Genomic DNA, 241 nt, shown 5'->3' with positions numbered 1-241 from the left:
AGATAGTGTAGTCACGAGACTTCCGCCCATATAGCAATACATCTAATATGGACTGCAGCCAAGAATGAGGCTGTGTTCTTTGCATAACGGGTCGCTATTCCTCTCCAGCGCTTCAAATGTAAAAATGCATTTTCCACCAAATGCCTTAACTTATAGAGATCTTTATCGTATTCTCGACCAGTTATGCGATTCTTTCGTGGAGGAATCACCACTTGCATTCCCTGACTTATAGCTTGCTCAA

General features: G+C 42.3%; 1 pseudogene. It reads right to left on the bottom strand.

Features of this window, described 5'->3' with window-relative positions:
- Positions 1-11 precede the first annotated feature (11 nt).
- Positions 12-241: pseudogene (locus BU804_RS09410) on the bottom strand (IS5/IS1182 family transposase); the annotation flags it as partial.

It is taken from the genome of Candidatus Protochlamydia sp. W-9, from assembly GCF_001950615.1.
GTDB lineage: Bacteria > Chlamydiota > Chlamydiia > Chlamydiales > Parachlamydiaceae > Protochlamydia > Protochlamydia amoebophila.
This window is presented reverse-complemented; position numbering and strand designations above follow the sequence as displayed.